Annotated in this window: 12 protein-coding genes; 6 read left to right on the top strand and 6 right to left on the bottom strand. The window is 56.3% G+C overall.

Annotation, left to right across the window (positions count from 1 at the left end):
• Positions 1-6: 6 nt before the first annotated feature.
• The 3 genes from RHM55_RS03255 to cysB all read left to right on the top strand — a co-directional run bounded on the left by RHM55_RS03255 (position 7) and on the right by cysB (position 2,607).
• Positions 7-912, top strand: coding sequence for a 5'-nucleotidase (locus RHM55_RS03255; protein ID WP_322179489.1), 906 nt, complete (start codon positions 7-9; stop codon positions 910-912).
• A 95-nt stretch (positions 913-1,007) separates the two neighbouring features.
• Positions 1,008-1,496 carry a universal stress protein gene (locus RHM55_RS03250; protein ID WP_322179488.1) on the top strand — a complete coding sequence of 163 codons (489 nt, stop codon included), beginning with the start codon at positions 1,008-1,010 and terminating at the stop codon, positions 1,494-1,496.
• A gap of 136 nt (positions 1,497-1,632) precedes the next feature.
• Positions 1,633-2,607: an HTH-type transcriptional regulator CysB gene (gene cysB, locus RHM55_RS03245; RefSeq protein ID WP_219060251.1), complete on the top strand. Its 975-nt coding sequence runs from the start codon at positions 1,633-1,635 to the stop codon at positions 2,605-2,607.
• A 74-nt stretch (positions 2,608-2,681) separates the two neighbouring features.
• On the opposite strand, the gene RHM55_RS03240 is transcribed toward cysB, so the two are convergent.
• Complete coding sequence (locus tag RHM55_RS03240) at positions 2,682-3,416, bottom strand: phosphoadenylyl-sulfate reductase (protein ID WP_322179487.1); 735 nt, start codon at positions 3,414-3,416, stop codon at positions 2,682-2,684.
• 166 nt (positions 3,417-3,582) lie between these two features.
• Here RHM55_RS03240 and thrH point away from each other — a divergent pair, with 166 nt between their 5' ends.
• Complete coding sequence (gene thrH / locus RHM55_RS03235; RefSeq protein WP_322179486.1) at positions 3,583-4,200, top strand: bifunctional phosphoserine phosphatase/homoserine phosphotransferase ThrH; 618 nt, start codon at positions 3,583-3,585, stop codon at positions 4,198-4,200.
• Between the two features lie 45 nt (positions 4,201-4,245).
• On the opposite strand, the gene pabB is transcribed toward thrH, so the two are convergent.
• The 4 genes from pabB to RHM55_RS03215 all read right to left on the bottom strand — a co-directional run bounded on the left by pabB (position 4,246) and on the right by RHM55_RS03215 (position 8,717).
• The gene (gene pabB, locus RHM55_RS03230; RefSeq protein ID WP_322182717.1) at positions 4,246-5,589 is read right to left on the bottom strand and encodes an aminodeoxychorismate synthase component I; all 1,344 of its coding nucleotides are present in this window, start codon (positions 5,587-5,589) and stop codon (positions 4,246-4,248) included.
• 70 nt (positions 5,590-5,659) lie between these two features.
• Complete coding sequence (locus RHM55_RS03225) at positions 5,660-6,640, bottom strand: alpha-L-glutamate ligase-like protein (protein WP_322182714.1); 981 nt, start codon at positions 6,638-6,640, stop codon at positions 5,660-5,662.
• Positions 6,640-8,175 (bottom strand): inactive transglutaminase family protein, encoded by a 1,536-nt coding sequence (locus RHM55_RS03220; protein WP_322179485.1) that lies wholly within the window; start codon positions 8,173-8,175, stop codon positions 6,640-6,642. The genes RHM55_RS03225 and RHM55_RS03220 overlap by 1 nt, the downstream gene beginning before the upstream one ends.
• A 5-nt stretch (positions 8,176-8,180) precedes the next feature.
• Positions 8,181-8,717 carry an ATP-dependent zinc protease gene (locus RHM55_RS03215; RefSeq protein ID WP_322179484.1) on the bottom strand — a complete coding sequence of 179 codons (537 nt, stop codon included), beginning with the start codon at positions 8,715-8,717 and terminating at the stop codon, positions 8,181-8,183.
• 472 nt (positions 8,718-9,189) lie between these two features.
• Between RHM55_RS03215 and prpD the strand changes: the two genes are divergently transcribed.
• Positions 9,190-10,674, top strand: coding sequence for a 2-methylcitrate dehydratase (gene prpD, locus RHM55_RS03210; protein WP_322179483.1), 1,485 nt, complete (start codon positions 9,190-9,192; stop codon positions 10,672-10,674).
• A gap of 156 nt (positions 10,675-10,830) precedes the next feature.
• Here prpD and RHM55_RS03205 read toward each other — a convergent pair whose 3' ends face one another.
• The gene (locus RHM55_RS03205; RefSeq protein WP_322179482.1) at positions 10,831-11,649 is read right to left on the bottom strand and encodes a pyruvate, water dikinase regulatory protein; all 819 of its coding nucleotides are present in this window, start codon (positions 11,647-11,649) and stop codon (positions 10,831-10,833) included.
• A 177-nt stretch (positions 11,650-11,826) separates the two neighbouring features.
• Between RHM55_RS03205 and ppsA the strand changes: the two genes are divergently transcribed.
• Complete coding sequence (gene ppsA / locus RHM55_RS03200; RefSeq protein WP_322179481.1) at positions 11,827-14,202, top strand: phosphoenolpyruvate synthase; 2,376 nt, start codon at positions 11,827-11,829, stop codon at positions 14,200-14,202.
• Positions 14,203-14,207 lie beyond the last annotated feature (5 nt).

Here is a 14,207-nt window from a genome sequence, read left to right as displayed (position 1 = left end):
TGATATATGGCTACGGGTCTAGGTAAAAAATTGGTCCTGGCGATTTCTTCGCGAGCTTTGTTCGATCTGCGTGAAAGCCATGCGGTGTACGAGGCTGATGGCGTGGCGGCGTATCGCCAATACCAGATCGAGCATGAGGAAGAGATCCTTGAGCAGGGCGATGCGTACCTGTTGGTGGAGAAACTCCTTAGCCTCAATGCCAGGCTTGAGGCGTCGCGGGTCGAAGTCATCCTGGTTTCGCGCAACAGCGCCGACACGGGGCTGCGGGTATTCAATTCGATTCAGCATTATGGCCTGGACATCACGCGTGCTGCCTTCGTCGGCGGACGCAGCCCTTATCCGTATCTGGCGGCGTTTGGCTGTCATTTGTTTCTCTCGACCCACGCCGAGGATGTACGCAGCGCGCTGGATGCCGGCTTTGCCGCGGCGACGATTCTGTCGGGCGGTGCACGCCGTGCAGCCAGCGCCGAATTGCGTATCGCGTTTGATGGCGACGCGGTGCTGTTTTCCGATGAGTCCGAGCGGGTCTATCAATCCGACGGGCTGGAGGCGTTTCAGGCCAGTGAGCGTGAGTCAGCGCGCGAGCCGTTACGTGGGGGGCCGTTCAAGCCCTTTCTTGCCGCGCTGAACCTGTTGCAGCGCGAGTTTCCCGAGGACGCTTGCCCAATCCGTACCGCACTGGTTACCGCGCGCTCTGCGCCCGCGCATGAGCGGGTGATTCGCACATTGCGAGAATGGAATATTCGTCTGGACGAGTCATTGTTTCTGGGTGGTCTGGAGAAATCGGCGTTTCTTGAAGCCTTCGCCGCCGATGTGTTTTTTGACGATCAGCCTGGGCATTGTGAAAAGGCGCGTGATGTCGTCGCAACGGGGCATGTGCCGCATGGCATCAGCAATGAAGTAAAGCCTTGAGCCTTTGTTTTCTCGTGAGATAGCGGCCGCCGCAGTCGTCAAGGCGCTGCTAAGCTGAGTCAATCTCCGCCACTATTGGCAATCGAGGAGGTCGTATGATTCGTTCAATGCTGTATGCCACTGACCTCGGTCTTTATGCGCCTTATGTCCTGCAGCATGCCTTGGCGCTGGCGCGAACCTTCAATGCCGAGCTGAATGTGATTCATGCGGTTGAGCCGATAGGGTTGTTCGCCGAGTCTGTTTTGCAGAGCTATCTTGATGAGGATACGTTGAAAGAGTTGCACAACCAGGGCTTGAACACCGTCATGGAAACGATTGAACAGCGCGTTCTGAATGGCTTTCGAGATGAGTTAGGCGAAAGTCATCAGGATCTCGCGTTGATTCGCACGGTGCGGGTGATGCAGGGGGATCCTTCCAGTGTGATCCTCGAGCAAGCGCAAAAGCTGGCCGTCGATTTGTTGATCGTCGGCAGTCACAGCCATGGCACAGAAGGCGATACGCCGCTGGGCCGTACCGTCGCCAGGGTTCTGCAATTGTCGGAGGTTCCGGTCTACATGGTACCCATGCATCGAGGGCGCGAATAAGTCTATGTGTCGCTGAAATTGAGCGTGCCATTGCTCTGTAAAAGTGATAAAAAGTTCTAGATTTATCAGTCTAACCATTAATATAGTTATATACCGTCGCTGATGACCGTGGCGTCTACTGCTTTGAGGGATACATATGAAGCTTCAACAATTGCGCTACATCTGGGAAGTGGCGCACCACGACCTCAACGTTTCCGCTACGGCTCAGAGCCTGTATACCTCGCAGCCAGGGATCAGCAAGCAGATCCGCTTGCTTGAAGACGAGCTGGGCGTCGAAGTGTTTGCCCGTAGCGGCAAACACCTGACCCGGGTCACGCCGGCCGGTGAAAGAATCATTACTACCGCTGGCGAGATCCTGCGCAAAGTCGAGAGCATCAAGCAGATCGCCCAGGAGTTTTCCAACGAGAAGAAAGGCACGTTGTCGATTGCTACCACCCACACCCAGGCGCGTTATGCCCTGCCGCCAGTGATCAGCAGCTTCATCAAACAATACCCGGACGTCGCGCTGCACATGCATCAGGGCTCGCCGATGCAGATCGCCGAAATGGCGGCGGATGGTACTGTGGACTTCGCTATCGCGACTGAAGCGCTGGAGTTGTTCGGTGATCTGGTGATGATGCCGTGCTACCGCTGGAACCGTTGCGTCGTTGTGCCGCAAGGTCATCCGCTGACCAAGGTGCCAAAACTGACGTTGGAAGTACTGGCCGAATACCCCATCGTGACCTATGTCTTTGGTTTTACTGGCCGGTCAAAGCTGGACGAAGCGTTCAGCCACCGTGGCCTGACCCCGAAAGTGGTGTTTACTGCCGCCGATGCGGACGTGATAAAAACCTACGTCCGTCTGGGCCTGGGTGTCGGTATCGTGGCAAAAATGGCAGTAGACGCCAAGCTCGACAGCGATCTGGTGGTGCTTGATGCCAGCGAGCTGTTCGAAGCGAGCATCACCAAGATCGGTTTCCGTCGCGGTACCTTCCTGCGCGGTTTCATGTGCGACTTCATCGAGAAGTTCGCACCGCATCTGACCCGCGAAGTGATGGCCAAAGCCATCCAGTGTCACAACAAGCAAGAGCTCGAAGAATTGTTCGAGGGTGTCGAGTTGCCAGTTCACTGATTGCGATCAAGACGGTGTGCCTGGCACACCGCATCAAACCCTTCGCGAATAAATTGGCGAAGGCGGCGCAAGTCTTACACCTTGGCGATCAGATTTCCTGAGTGCAGTCCGCACTCTTTCTGCGTAGATTCTTCCCACCACCAACGGCCTTCGCGTTCGTGCTGGTTCGGCAGCACAGGACGCGTGCAAGGCTCGCAGCCGATGCTGATGAAGCCACGCTCATGCAAGGTGTTGTAAGGCAACTCCAGCATGCGGATATAACCCCAGATCTCTTCGCTGGTCATCTGCGCCAACGGGTTGAATTTGTACAGCGTGCGCTCAGGGGTGGAAAAGGCGTTGTCTATTTCCAGGGCGGCAACTTCGCTGCGGGTGCTAGGGCTCTGATCCCTGCGTTGACCGGTAGCCCAGGCTTTGACCTCTGCCAGTTTACGGCGCAACGGCTGGATTTTGCGGATACCGCAGCATTCGCCATGGCCATCCTTGTAGAAACTGAACAGTCCCTTTTCTTTGACGAAAGGTTCGAGCACGCGCTGATCCGGCGAAATCAGCTCGATATCAATTTTGTAATGCTCACGCGTCTGTTCGATGAACCGATAGGTTTCCGGGTGCAGACGACCGGTGTCGAGGCTGAACACTTTAACGTTTTTGTTCAGCTTCCAGGCCATGTCTACCAGCACTACATCTTCGGCACCGCTGAATGAGATCCATAACTCATCGCCGAAATGCTCGAAGGCCAGCTTCAGAATGTCCTGTGCAGATTTGTTTGCGTAAGTCGCTGCAAGTTCGGCGACGTTGAAGGGTTGGCTCATCAGGCGGCTTCCTAACAGGTATGGCGCTTCGCGCTCGTAATAGGTGTGATAGTAACAAAATCTTTTGGGTAATTGCCGGTTGGCGTCGGTGCTGCACTGCTGGAAATAATTGATCAGACGACCTAAAGTGCCGCTTCTTTTTTGAAGTCCCCTCTAGGAGTGTTCTGTGGAAATTGCCTGTCTCGACCTGGAAGGCGTGCTGGTCCCGGAGATCTGGATCGCCTTTGCTGAAAAAACCGGTATCGAATCGCTGAGGGCGACCACCCGGGATATTCCCGATTACGACGTACTGATGAAGCAGCGTCTGCGGATTCTCGATGAGCACGGCTTGAAGCTTTCCGATATTCAGGAGGTGATCGCGACCCTCAGCCCACTGGACGGCGCCATCGAATTCGTCAACTGGCTGCGCGAGCGTTTCCAGGTGGTGATTCTGTCGGACACCTTCTACGAGTTTTCACAGCCACTGATGCGGCAGCTGGGCTTCCCGACCTTGCTCTGCCATCGTCTGATCACCGACGAGACGGACCGTGTCGCCACCTATCAGCTGCGTCAGAAAGACCCGAAGCGTCAGTCGGTTTTGGCTTTCAAGAGTCTGTACTATCGCGTCATTGCAGCCGGTGATTCGTACAACGACACCACCATGCTCGGTGAAGCTGACGCGGGTATCCTCTTCCATGCGCCGGAAAACGTGATCCGCGAATTCCCGCAGTTTCCAGCGGTACACACCTTCGAGGACCTGAAGAAGGAATTCCTCAAGGCGTCGAGCCGTGAATTGAGTCTGTAAGGTTGAACCCGCAGCGCGTTGGCCGCAAAGGCCAGCGCGCTACGCTTAAAGAGCCTGCAACGTATCGAGCAGCACCCGCACCTTGGTGATTGACTCTTGGTATTCGGCTTCACACTCCGAGTCGGCGACAATGCCGCCACCGCCCCAGCATGAAACCCGTCCATCCTTGATCAGCAGGCTGCGAATGGCGATGGAGCTGTCCATCTCGCCGCGCACATCCAGATATATCAATGAGCCGCAGTACAGCGCCCGACGCGAGGGTTCCAGCTCGTCGATAATCTGCATCGCTCGAATTTTCGGCGCGCCAGTGATCGAGCCTCCGGGAAAGCTGCCGGCGATCAGGTCCAGCGAATCCTTATCCGCAGCCAGTTCCCCCGTCACGCTGCTCACCAGGTGATGCACGTTCGGGTAACTTTCCAGGCTGAACAGTTCCGGGACTGTCACCGAGCCAGTCTTGCAGCTACGGCCCAGATCATTTCGCAGCAAATCGACGATCATCAGGTTTTCTGCGCGGTCCTTGGGGCTGCTCAGTAACTCGGCGGCATAGGCGGCATCTTGCGTCGTGTCCTTGCTGCGAGGGCGGGTGCCTTTGATCGGGCGTGTTTCCACTTGGCGGTTACTGACCCGCACAAAACGCTCCGGGGACAGGCTCAGCACGGTGTTGTTATCAGGCAAGGTCATGTAGCCGGAAAAGGGCGTCGGGCACGCCCTGCGCAAGGCGCAGTAAGCCGCCCAAGGGTCACCTTGGCAATCGGCCTGGAAGCGCTGGGAAAAATTGACTTGATAACAGTCGCCGGACTGGATGTAGGCCTGAATGCGCATAAACGCGCGGCGGTAATCACGTTCAGTCAGGTCGGCTTTGAAGGCGCCGATCAGTTTGAAGGTCGCCGAATCGGCGGCAGACGCTTGTGAAAACAGCGTGAGCAGGCGCTGCCGTTCGCTGTCGGGTAATGCGGGATGGAATACCAATTGACTGGTGCCTTGCTGGTGATCACTGATCATCGCCCAGGCATAAACACCGAAGCGCGCATCAGGCAGTTGCAGATCATCGATGGCGTGGGCGGGCAGAGGCTCCAGACGCCGACCAAAATCGTAACTAAGGTAGCCGATCAGTCCTCCTGCAAATGGCAGCGGGTATTCTTCAGGCAGTTGCGCGGTGCCTAGTTGATCAAGACTCTGGCGCAGGCGTTGGAGGAAGTCGCTGCCGGTTTCGTCATGTTGGACCCATAACTGTTCAGTCGGCCAGGCGCTTAGTAGATCGAATCGCCCGCGTTCAGCGCTGGGTCTGCCGCTATCGAGCAGCACGGCCCCCGGTGCATGGCGAACCCTCGAGAAATACTCGGCGGGGTTGGGATGGTAGGGCAGAGGGTGTACAGAGCAGGTCGGCATTCGAAACAAATCAGTGTCGGCGTGAGGGCGAGGATTGTAATCCTCAGAGGGTTCGACTCCTAGCGGGAAGTCAGGAAACCACGGGGACATGCCCAAACAGCTCTTGCACGAAACGCACCCTCTCTTCCGGGGTTTCCTGCTCGCCGTTAAGTGCCAACTGTTCAAGGCGAGCCTCGACGGCATGAGCCCGATGGGTCAAGCCGCAGTCATTGGCGATCTGGATATTCAGGCCGGGGCGGGCATTGAGTTCAAGAATCAGCGGGCCTTTCTCCTGGTCCAGGACCATGTCGACGCCGATGTAGCCCAGCCCGCACAGCTCATAACAGCCAGCGGCGAGTTTCATGAAGCCGTCCCAGTTCGGCAATTGCACGCCGTCCACAGCGTTGGTGGTGTCCGGGTGTTTACTGATGATGGTGTTCAGCCAGGTGCCGCGTAAGGTCAGGCCAGTGGCGAGGTCGACCCCGACGCCGATAGCGCCCTGGTGCAGGTTGGCCTTGCCGCTGGATTGACGTGTTGGCAAGCGCAGCATGGCCATGATCGGGTAGCCCATCAGCACGATGACGCGGATGTCGGGCACGCCTTCATAGCTGATGCTCTTGAAGATCTGGTCCGGCGTGACCCGGTATTCGATCAGCGCACGATCACGGTGCCCGCCCAGTGAATACAGACCGGTAAGGATGCTGGAGACTTGATGTTCGATTTCTTCGTGGCTGATGATTCTGCCCGAGACCGTGCGAAACCGGTCTTCGAAGCGGTCAGCGATCACCAGAATTCCGTCGCCACCCGCACCTTGCGCCGGCTTGATCACGAAGTCGTTGCGCCCGCCGATGATCTCGTCGAGCTTTTCGATTTCTTTTTCAGTGGAAATGACCCCGTACATCTCCGGCACATGGATACCGGCCAGGATCGCACGCTCTTTGGTGATGATTTTGTCATCGACGATCGGGTACAGGCTGCGCTTGTTGTACTTGAGTACGTAATCTGCGTTGCGCCGGTTGATACCCATGATGCCCTTGGCTTCCAGGGCCTTCCAGGTCTTCCAGAAGCCGATCATTTTGGCTCGTCCTTGAGGAACGCCTTGAAGCGCATCAGTTCGGTCAGGCGGTAGCCGCGATAACGTCCCATCGCCAGCATGAAGCCCACGAGAATCAGCAACACGGCGGGGAAGGTAAAGACGAAGTAAGTCAGTTCCGGCACGCTCATGATGAGGTGTGCCAGAGACGCTGCGAACAGGGTGCCAATGGCGACTTTCATCGCATGACCGCTGCCACGCTCTTCCCAGGTGATCGACAGCCGCTCGATGGTCATGGTCAGAATCACCATCGGGAACAGCGCCACTGACAAGCCACGTTCAAGGCCAAGCTTGTGGCTGAACAGGCTGATGGCCGCAATCAGTACCACGACGAAGGTCAGCACCACCGACAATCGCGGCAGCATTTGCAGCTTCAAATGCTCAAGATAGGAGCGTAATGACAGGCCGAGCGCGGTGATGATCGTGAACAGCACGATACCAAAGCCCAGCTGTGTCTCTCGGAACGCCAGGGCGATCAGCACCGGGGTAAAGGTGCCGAGGGTCTCCAGGCCAATCAGGTTACGCAGGATCAGGATCACCAGCACGCCAATCGGGATCATCACCATGATCATGAACGTCTGCTGGGTTTGTAGCGGCAGCCCGTAGAGCGAGTACCCAAGGAAGTGGTCGTCGGTGTTTGCGTCGGTCAGCTTGGCCAGGCGGATCGCGTTCATTTCACTGTTGTTGAGGGTGAAGTTCACCGTGGCTTTTTTTCCGCCTTCGACACTCACCAGGTTCTCATCGCCGATCCACCACGTCAGCCGATCTGTCGGCAGGCCTTGTTCGCCGTTGTCCGGGTTGAAGTACAACCAGTCTTTGCCGTTGAAACTGCGCAGCCACAACTCGGGGGTCTGAGGTTGATCGGTCGTCAGGCGTATGGTGTGCAGTTTTTCGACCGGTACGTGGGCAATGGACAGCAATAACTCAATGATTCTTGCCTTGTTCGAGGTCGACGTGTCACCCGCCAACAGCAGCTTTACGTTGTCGTCGCTGAGGTTGTTGACCCGCTTGATGGCTTCGGTAACAAAGGTTTCGATGTCCGCCGAGTGCTGGCGGATAGGTTCGAGCAGGGCTTCGGCGGCAATTTTTTCCGCGCCTTCAATGGCGATGCTGTCACGGAAAACCGAGCCTTTGATCTTGGGTTTATCTCCGCTGTAGCGTTTGGTCAGTACCAGGCGGTAGTAAAGTGTCTGGTTGCCGGTGGCGCGTCGGGCCGACCAGGTGACTTTGCGGTTGCCGTCGACGCGGTTGACGCTTACACCGTAATTGTTGGAGATGAAACTCTCGTTGAGGCTGACGTAGTCGTGGCTCAGGGGCGGTACGAACATCTGGATCTTGACTGGGTCTTTGGTGTTGGCGACGAACTCGACTTTGGCGTCGATGTTCCACAAGTCGTCCGTTTCATCCTCGGTCACTGGAATGCCGAGAACGAAAATCTGATACGCCGTGATCGCTATCCCCAGTGTCACCAGGACAGCAATCAGGATTTTCAGATGGAGGGTAATCGAGCGCATGGGTATTACTCTGCGGTATGAGCGTCGGTGGCACAGGCAGGCTTGCCCGCTGCGTATTTAAGACTCGGATCGACCAGCGCATCAAAGCGTTTGAGTGCTTCGGAACCTATCAAAAGCGGGTATTGGAATGCACTTCGGTCAGTCAAGTTCACTTCGATGCTGCGAATAGCAGTACCCATGCACACATCCAGGCTGATGACCGGGCGCGCGGTGTACTTTTTTTCATCGTCAGGGTCGTAATCGCCGGCGCGGCGCTTGATCTTGCTGACCCGTGCCAATGGTCGCTCGATCGGATGTGCGTGGGCATCGTCGATGGCCAGGTAGAAGCGCACCCAGGTTTCGCCATTGCGTTTGAAGCGCTTGATGTCGCGGGCGCTGAGGGAGGCGGTTTTGGCGCCGGTGTCGAGTTTTGCCGCGACTTGCAGATCGATGTCGGAGAGTGTGGCGTATTCGTTAAGGCCATACACAGTCTTGTCAGCCGCAGCACTTACACCGGGTAAAAGGAATAAACAGAATAATGTGGGGAAGGGCTTGAGTCTCATAAATCCTGGCGCGGTGAAAGGACTATCTTCGGGGCGAGGGCGGTTTTCACATAGCGCGCAAGCTTCCTCGTGCGCCTGACATACAGGTAGACGGGCATTGGTACCGGTTCCAGTCGACAGAGGCGCGCGGCATTCTAGCATGAAGGTTTTGCGCCGTGAGGATAGTAAGCAGCCTTCAAACGCTGTGGGAAACGTCCTTGTTGATGACGCGTCAAAAGCAGCGCTCATCAGGCAATTGTCGACAATGTTGTGTTTTTAATTGACTGATATACCCTTTATGGCTAGCTTTTATCGGTAAGATGTTGACAATGTGCTGCGTCTTATAGAAATCACGAGTCTCATATGAGACGATTTTCAGGCCCTGCCCGAGAGCGTGTTACGACGTATTCAATGGACCATCGCGCAACGCCGTTTTGTACCCGTTGAGCTGCGTTAATCAATCCTCCTATTTATAGAGAGAGTCGAAAACACCATGAGTGCCAACGTTGATCTGAACAATCGTCCGGACTACGACAAGGTCTTGCAAGATATCGCTGACTACGTCCTGAACTTCGAGATCGAGTCCAGGGAAGTGCTGGACACTGCGCGCAACTGCCTGATGGATACCCTGGGCTGTGGCCTTTTGGCACTGCGATTCCCTGAGTGCACCAAGCATCTTGGCCCAATCGTCGAAGGGACTATTGTGCCGTTCGGTGCACGTGTTCCTGGTACCCGTTTCAGTCTTGACCCGGTAAAAGCGGCTTGGGACATTGGTTGCATTGTGCGCTGGCTTGATTACAACGACACATGGCTGGCCGCTGAGTGGGGTCACCCGTCCGATAACCTCGGCGGCATTCTCGCCGTGGCGGACCATCTGTCGCAAAAGCGCGTCGCCAACGGTGATGCTCCGTTGACCGTGCGTGCCGTGCTTGAATCGATGATCATGGCTCATGAAATCCAGGGTGTTATTGCGCTGGAGAACTCGTTCAATCGCGTCGGTCTTGACCACGTATTGTTGGTGAAAGTGGCATCGACGGCTGTCACCGCCAAGCTGATGGGTGCTAACCGCGAACAGCTGCTGGCTGCGCTGTCTCATGCGTTCGTTGATGGTCAGGCGTTGCGTACTTATCGTCATGCGCCGAATGCCGGCTCTCGTAAGTCCTGGGCTGCGGGCGACGCCTCAAGCCGTGGCGTGCGTCTGGCCGATATCGCCATGCGCGGCGAGATGGGTATTCCTGGCGTGCTGAGTGCGCCGCAGTGGGGCTTCTACGACGTATTGTTTAGCCACACCAACAAGGATCTGGCGCTCAAGCCAGAGGGCAAGCGTGAGTTCGCCCTCTCTCAGGCATACGGCACATATGTGATGGAGAATGTGCTGTTCAAAATAAGCTTTCCTGCTGAATTCCACGCGCAAACTGCGTGTGAAGCCGCTGTAACCCTGCATCCGCAGGTCAGGGATCGCCTGCACGAGATCGAGAAAATCGTCATCACGACCCACGAGTCGGCTATTCGGATCATTTCCAAGCAAGGCAAACTGGCCAACGCGGCAGATCGCGATCACTGCATTCAATACATGACGGCGGTGCCGCTGGCGTTTGGTAACCTGGTTGCCGAGCAGTACGAAGACGACTTCCACGCCGCTCATCCGATCATTGACGAGCTGCGCGAGAAGATGGTGATTGTGGAAGACGCGCGCTATACCCGTGAATACCTGGAGGCCGACAAGCGCTCCATCGCCAATGCGATTCAAGTGTTCTTCACGGATGGTTCCAGCACCGAACAGGTTGTGGTCGAGTACCCGATTGGTCACCGTCGTCGTCGCGTCGAAGGTATTCCGTTGCTCGAAGACAAGTTCAAGGCCAACCTGGCAACCAGATTCACCGCCCAGCGCACCAGCGAAATCTTCGCCCTGTGCAAGGATCAGGCGAAGCTGGAAGCTACGCCGGTCAACCGTTTTGTTGATTTGTTCGTGATTTGAAATGACGGCTGAAATCTGAAACTGTAGGGGCTGACTTGTCTGCGATAAGGGCCGAAGGTCCTTCGTGCGGTGGTTAATCCAGCCATTTGCGAGCGCTTCGGTCGGACGCGACCCGGACCGATTCGCAGACAAGGCAGCTCCTACAGGGTTCACGCATTACTTGAACCGTCGCTCGACGCCTTTTTCTACGAGGATTTTTGCTGAAATCTCTTCAACCGAAAAGTGCGTGGAGTTGATGTGCGGAATGTTTTCACGGCGGAGGAGGCTTTCTACTTCGCGGACTTCGAACTCGCACTGGGCATAGCTGGAGTAGCGGCTATTGGGTTTGCGTTCGTTGCGAATCGCCGTCAATCGATCCGGATCAATGGTCAGGCCGAACAGTTTGTTTCGATGCTGCTTGAGCGCAGCCGGTAATTGCAAATGCTCCATGTCGTCTTCGGTCAACGGGTAGTTGGCCGCACGAATGCCGAATTGCATGGCCATGTATAGACAAGTTGGCGTTTTGCCACAGCGCGAGACGCCCACCAGGATAAGGTCGGCTTTGTCGTAGTAGTGCGTACGGGCGCCGTCGTCATTGTCGAGCGCGAAGTTAACCGCCTCGATCCGCTCCATGTAGTTGGAGTTGTGCCCGATAGAGTGGGATTTACCGACTGAATACGAGGAGTGTGAACTAAGCTCCAGCTCCAGCGGGGCGAGAAAGGTTGAGAAGATATCGATCATGAAGCCGTTTGAGGTCGCCAGGATTTCGCGAATTTCCTGGTTGACGATGGTGTCGAAAATGATCGGTCGTAGTTCATCCTTATCGGCGGCGCTGTTGATTTGTTGTACCATAGCGCGCGCCTTTTCCACGTTATCGATGTACGGTCGCGTGAACTTATTGAACGTGATGTTTTCGAATTGCGCTAACAGGCTTTGGCCGAGTGTCTCGGCTGTGATGCCAGTGCCGTCGGAGATGAAGAAAGCAGATCGTTTCATTTGCGCCGTGGGCCTTAAGCTGGTGACGAATCTTGGATATGATAGGCCCGCTTGCGGACCTTGATGGCCAGCATTCTCACTTATTTTCCAGGTCCAGGCCACAAACGCTCGGAACCGCTCTTAATAGATGTTTCAGCGCCCTGAGCTTTTCCCAACACAGTTAGTGGAGAGATCACCTTGGTAGAGTACGTAGTTTCCCTCGATAAGCTCGGCGTCCATGATGTGGAGCACGTGGGGGGCAAGAACGCATCCCTCGGCGAGATGATCAGTAACCTCGCGGGCGCCGGTGTTTCGGTCCCCGGTGGCTTTGCCACTACGGCTCAAGCGTATCGTGATTTTCTTGAGTTGAGCGGTTTGAACGATCAGATCCATGCCGCCCTTGATGCGCTTGACGTCGATGATGTCAACGCTCTGGCCAAGACGGGTGCGCAAATCCGCGCCTGGATCATGGAGGCCGAGTTTCCCGAAAAACTCAACGCTGAAATTCGTACGGCGTTCGCCGAGCTGTCGGCCGGCAACCCGAACCTGGCTGTTGCCGTGCGTTCTTCGGCCACCGCTGAAGACTTGCCCGACGCATCGTTCGCCGGCCAGCAAGAAACCTTCCTTAATATTCGCGGTGTCGAAAACGTCATCCGCGCAGCAAAGGAAGTGTTCGCCTCGCTGTTCAATGACCGCGCTATTTCCTATCGTGTGCACCAAGGCTTCGATCACAAACTGGTCGCTCTGTCTGCAGGTGTGCAGCGCATGGTTCGCTCGGAAACCGGCACTGCCGGCGTGATGTTCACGCTGGATACCGAATCCGGTTTCCGTGACGTGGTGTTTATCACAGGCGCCTATGGCCTGGGTGAAACAGTGGTTCAGGGCGCGGTCAACCCTGACGAGTTCTACGTTCACAAAAATACCCTTGCAGCCGGTCGCCCAGCGATTCTGCGCCGCAACCTGGGCAGCAAAGCCATCAAAATGATTTACGGCGACGAAGCCAAGGCTGGTAGATCGGTCAAGGTTATCGACGTAGAGCCGGCTGATCGTGCGCGCTTCTGCCTGACCGACGCCGAAGTCAGCGAACTGGCCAAGCAGGCAATGATTATCGAGCAGCACTACAAGTGCCCGATGGACATCGAATGGGCCAAAGACGGTGATGATGGCAAGCTTTACATCGTTCAGGCCCGCCCTGAAACCGTGAAAAGCCGTACGTCGTCCAACGTCATGGAGCGCTACCTGCTCAAGGAAACCGGCACTGTGCTGGTGGAAGGTCGCGCTATCGGTCAGCGCATCGGCGCTGGCAAAGTACGGATCATCAAAGATGTATCCGAGATGGACAAAGTGCAGCCGGGCGATGTGTTGGTTTCCGACATGACCGACCCGGACTGGGAGCCGGTGATGAAGCGCGCCAGCGCCATCGTCACTAACCGTGGTGGACGTACCTGTCACGCGGCAATCATCGCTCGCGAGCTGGGTATCCCGGCCGTGGTCGGTTGCGGCAACGCCACCGAAGTGTTGCAAGAAGGGCAGGGCGTGACCGTTTCCTGTGCCGAAGGCGATACCGGCTACATTTTCGAGGGCGAACTGGGCTTCGACATCAAGAAGAACTCGGTCGATGCCATGCCTGATCTGCCGTTCAAGATCATGATGAACGTTGGTAACCCTGATCGCGCGTTCGATTTTGCCCAGTTGCCCAATGCCGGTGTCGGCCTGGCGCGTCTGGAGTTCATCATCAACCGGATGATCGGCGTGCACCCCAAGGCGCTGCTGAACTACGCCGGTCTGCCGCAAGACATCAAGGCCAGTGTCGACAAGCGTATCGCTGGCTACGACGACCCGGTCGGCTTCTACGTAGAGAAACTGGTTGAAGGTATCAGCACTTTGGCAGCGGCGTTCACGCCGAAAAAAGTCATCGTGCGCCTGTCGGACTTCAAGTCCAACGAATACGCCAACCTGATCGGCGGCAAGCTGTACGAGCCGGAAGAAGAAAACCCGATGCTGGGTTTCCGCGGTGCTTCGCGTTACATCAGCGAAAACTTCCGTGACTGTTTCGAGCTCGAATGCCGCGCCCTCAAGCGTGTGCGCAATGAGATGGGCCTGACCAACGTCGAAATCATGGTGCCGTTCGTGCGCACCCTGGGCGAAGCCAGTCAGGTCATCGATCTGCTCGCGGCCAACGGTCTGGTCCGTGGCGAGAACGGTTTGCGCATCATCATGATGTGCGAGTTGCCTTCCAACGCGATCCTGGCCGAGGAGTTCCTTGAATTCTTCGACGGCTTCTCGATTGGTTCCAACGACCTGACTCAGCTGACCCTGGGCCTGGATCGCGACTCAGGGATCATTGCTCACCTGTTCGACGAGCGTAACCCTGCTGTCAAAAAGCTCCTGTCGAACGCAATCCAGGCGTGCAACAAGGCTGGCAAGTACATCGGTATTTGCGGTCAGGGTCCTTCGGATCACCCTGATCTGGCCAAGTGGCTGATGGAGCAAGGCATCGAAAGTGTTTCATTGAACCCTGACTCCGTGCTGGAAACCTGGTTCTTCCTGGCGGAAGCTCAGGCGCCGGTCTGATGTGA

It is taken from the genome of Pseudomonas sp. MH9.2 (genome assembly GCF_034353875.1).
In the GTDB taxonomy this organism is placed as follows: domain Bacteria; phylum Pseudomonadota; class Gammaproteobacteria; order Pseudomonadales; family Pseudomonadaceae; genus Aquipseudomonas.
The sequence above is the reverse complement of the archived record's forward strand: the minus strand, read 5'-3'. Positions and strand labels throughout refer to the sequence as shown.

Coding starts and splice junctions, on each gene's coding strand:
- RHM55_RS03255 (WP_322179489.1), top strand. CDS start 7: ATGGCTACGGGTCTAGGTAAAAAATTGGTCCTGGCGATTTCTTCGCGA.
- RHM55_RS03250 (WP_322179488.1), top strand. CDS start 1,008: ATGATTCGTTCAATGCTGTATGCCACTGACCTCGGTCTTTATGCGCCT.
- cysB (WP_219060251.1), top strand. CDS start 1,633: ATGAAGCTTCAACAATTGCGCTACATCTGGGAAGTGGCGCACCACGAC.
- RHM55_RS03240 (WP_322179487.1), bottom strand. CDS start 3,416: ATGAGCCAACCCTTCAACGTCGCCGAACTTGCAGCGACTTACGCAAAC.
- pabB (WP_322182717.1), bottom strand. CDS start 5,589: ATGCCGACCTGCTCTGTACACCCTCTGCCCTACCATCCCAACCCCGCC.
- RHM55_RS03220 (WP_322179485.1), bottom strand. CDS start 8,175: ATGCGCTCGATTACCCTCCATCTGAAAATCCTGATTGCTGTCCTGGTG.
- RHM55_RS03215 (WP_322179484.1), bottom strand. CDS start 8,717: ATGAGACTCAAGCCCTTCCCCACATTATTCTGTTTATTCCTTTTACCC.
- prpD (WP_322179483.1), top strand. CDS start 9,190: ATGAGTGCCAACGTTGATCTGAACAATCGTCCGGACTACGACAAGGTC.
- RHM55_RS03205 (WP_322179482.1), bottom strand. CDS start 11,649: ATGAAACGATCTGCTTTCTTCATCTCCGACGGCACTGGCATCACAGCC.